Below are 2,965 nucleotides of genomic sequence, written 5' to 3' on the forward strand. Positions count from 1 at the left end.
ACTATATGTCGGATTTTTTATATTTATTTAAGATAACTATTAGTATGAATTGCAGTAGATTAAATTATAAGAGACACATTATGAATATAAGATATTTAATAATTTCTAGCGTCATAAGTTTATCGACTTTAAGTACTATATGTTGCTCAAAACCACTTTCACAACTAAATAATACTCAAAGTGAATCAAGTGAAATATATGAGCAAGGCGGGAAATACTTCTTAGGTAAAGAAGTACCTAAGGATTATTCAAAAGCTTTTTCATATTTTAAAAAGGCAGCCGAAAAAGGACTGCCCATTGCACAAAATGATTTAGCAGGAATGTACCTTAAGGGAATCGGGACGCAAAAAAGTGAAGAAAAAGCTTACTATTGGTATCAGAAAGCTGCGAAAAATGACTTTCCGGAGGCCCAATACAATATGGGGCTCATGTATGATAATGGCTATTATGTAAGCAAAAACAGATCTAAAGCCTTAGAGTTTTACAAATTAGCTGCTCACCAAGGTTATGCTAAAGCTCAATATAATTTGGCAAATGCTTATCTTTCGGGAAATGGCGTACAAAAAGATATTAATTTAGCTTTAGAGTTATATAAAAAAGCTGCGGATCAAAATCTTTCAGAAGCTCAATATAACTTAGCAAATATTATTCAGATGGTAGCTTAGTTAAACAAGATAATAAAAAAGCTCTGGAGCTATACACACAAGTAGCTGAGAAAGGTATACCTGAGGCTCAGAACAATCTAGCTTATATGTATGCTAATGTTTACTCAGATTATGAAAATGCAAAGTTTTGGTTCAAAAAAGCTGCTGATAATGGATATGAACCCGCAAAAGAGGCTTTAGACCAGTTTCAGTAATCCACAATATAATACTTAGATCACAAGGGTTGCTAATAGCAGCCCTTTTTCATATCTATCTCTCAACTCAAAATAAAGGTAAAACCATTTTTAAATAAAATTAGATTTCTTTCTTATACTTAATTAGTTTTAAAAGTAATATTAAAACAACTATCACTAACCAGATTAAAATTAAATACCTCATCAATAAGGTGGGGAACATAACCCAATTCCACCAAGAAGCAATTTTTTCTTCACTTGTTGAAAAATTAATTACACCCCCTTTTTCATCTTCAAAACGAATTCTAGTGACTACAATATATTTATTTTTAAAAAACAATGATGAATTAGGAAAAAAACCTCCCTCAACTTTAAGTAGTTTTCTAGGCTTATATAATTCACAAAATGAACCATTCTCATTTCTAAAATATGCGCAATTAATAATATTTTTTTTATTATTATCTTTTATTATCAACGATGTCATGCGTCCATGTTTGATATGAAATTCAGGCTCATAAACAACAAAACTCTCTTTTCTAGGAGTAAAAATTATACTGGGGTTAAGAGTACAAAGCAGTACAATCACACACAAACTTAAGGAAAGGACAAGAACAAAATTTTTATAAATGTACGAATATAATGAAAAAAATGGATCAATCACTTCCCTAGAGATCCACATTTTAAGTTTGTAAATCACAACTACCCCCTATAAAACAATAGTAAAAAAGCCAGAAGCTAATAAAACATCTGTACTAAAAGTACTGACACATACAAGAAAATTTACAATCCATATTCTTTCTTGTTTTACATAATTTTTTAATAGTTTTGCTAAGGTAAATAGCAAAAAAATACAAGAATATGTGTTGTGATAAAAATTAGCTTTTATTCTAATTTTGAATTCAAAAAGAAATTTTAAGTTAAACCGAGTTATATCTCACTCAAGTTATACAGAGTAATTTTAGTCAAAATAATTGGCGGGAGCTATCAAATCTAATCATAAAAAAGCCGATTTTTGTCAAAATCTGAATTTTGATTTTTTTGTAGTAGATAAAAATTCTTAATACTCTAATTTTAAAATCTTTTTAAATATGGTTTCAGATAACGCCCATTATGTTAAATGGACTATCTGAAAAATTATAGGTATGATGAACTCTAATTCTTAGGATGAAAATAAATGATTAGAGATGAAACACTTAGAGTTGAAAAAACAGATCTAGATTTTTCATTTTTTAAAAATGAAAAGCCTTTGATTTTAGATAGAGATATTAGTGTACTTATACTCCCTAGTTTTACTCAAAAAGATGCTTTTCATAATGGAACTATTGAAATTTTCTCTTATTTACAAGAAAAAATAAGCCCTGAAGAAGTTGAGTTATTTTCAACTGATGAAGACTATAAAGAGTTAGCGTTGCATTCTAGAGCTCATTGGTTGGGAGTATTTCTAGTAACGAGCTTAGCTACTCCAATATTCACAAATGTTATCAGTGATTATATTTCTAACGAGTTACAAGCAAAAAATGGTGATGAGGTAGATTTCAGTATAATTATTGAGAAAAAAAGTGAAAAAAATATCATCGTCTCATATCGAGGAGATGTGGAAAAAGTTAATGATGTTTTAAATACTGTTAAGGAGTTGAGTGAAGATGGAAAAAGAAATGAACCTGAACGATGTATTGAATCAGCTCCTGTTAAGTAAAGATTTAATAGATTTAGAGTTATATGATAAGGCATTAGATCAAATTAATGATCATCTATTACTGAATCAGAAAGAAAATAGAGAAGAAGTATCTAACTTTTTATGGAAACTCAAAACTATATTTCAAATTAAAAAAGGATATATACAGACCTTTTCTTTAATAAAGAATAAAGAAGGCAGAGTAAAACTTGAAGTGCGACATAAACCACCTAATTAATTTAAAGGGTTTATGGAGTATATAAAATTGTCATACCATCATCTTAACTTTGAAGATCGTACTGCATTAATGCTTGAGTCAAGAAAAGAAGGCTTTTCAGCCAGAAAATTTGCTGAACTCATTAAAAGACATCCTAGTACGATCTATCGTGAGCTTAAAAGAAATAGCATCAATGACGTTTATCAAGCTCGATATGCTTCTGATAACACCTTCG

At 29.4% G+C, this 2,965-nt stretch carries 4 protein-coding genes and 1 pseudogene; 4 read left to right on the plus strand and 1 reads right to left on the minus strand.

All coding sequences use genetic code 11. The features are described from left to right. Positions 1-80: 80 nt before the first annotated feature. Positions 81-859, plus strand: a pseudogene (locus HMPREF0013_RS12280) (tetratricopeptide repeat protein). Between the two features lie 100 nt (positions 860-959). Here HMPREF0013_RS12280 and HMPREF0013_RS12285 read toward each other — a convergent pair. After that, positions 960-1,535, minus strand: a complete 576-nt coding sequence (locus tag HMPREF0013_RS12285; RefSeq protein WP_005803277.1) for a hypothetical protein — start codon at positions 1,533-1,535, stop codon at positions 960-962. A gap of 477 nt (positions 1,536-2,012) precedes the next feature. Between HMPREF0013_RS12285 and HMPREF0013_RS12290 the strand changes: the two genes are divergently transcribed. The 3 genes from HMPREF0013_RS12290 to HMPREF0013_RS0105335 all read left to right on the plus strand — a co-directional run. Further along, positions 2,013-2,534, plus strand: coding sequence for a hypothetical protein (locus HMPREF0013_RS12290; protein WP_005803278.1), 522 nt, complete (start codon positions 2,013-2,015; stop codon positions 2,532-2,534). Beyond that, on the plus strand, positions 2,482-2,751 hold the full coding sequence (locus HMPREF0013_RS12295; protein WP_005803279.1) for a hypothetical protein: 270 nt from the start codon (positions 2,482-2,484) through the stop codon (positions 2,749-2,751). The genes HMPREF0013_RS12290 and HMPREF0013_RS12295 overlap by 53 nt, the downstream gene beginning before the upstream one ends. 69 nt (positions 2,752-2,820) lie before the next feature. After that, positions 2,821-2,965, plus strand: a 145-nt coding sequence (locus tag HMPREF0013_RS0105335; protein ID WP_240490535.1) for a helix-turn-helix domain-containing protein, incomplete at its 3' end; no start/stop codon positions are given.

Source organism: Acinetobacter sp. SH024, from assembly GCF_000163635.1.
Classification (GTDB): domain Bacteria; phylum Pseudomonadota; class Gammaproteobacteria; order Pseudomonadales; family Moraxellaceae; genus Acinetobacter; species Acinetobacter pittii.

What these genes read in the sequence shown, in the direction of transcription:
- HMPREF0013_RS12290 (WP_005803278.1), top strand. Translation starts at nt 2,013, where the DNA reads ATGATTAGAGATGAAACACTTAGAGTTGAAAAAACAGATCTAGATTTT.
- HMPREF0013_RS12295 (WP_005803279.1), top strand. Translation starts at nt 2,482, where the DNA reads ATGGAAAAAGAAATGAACCTGAACGATGTATTGAATCAGCTCCTGTTA.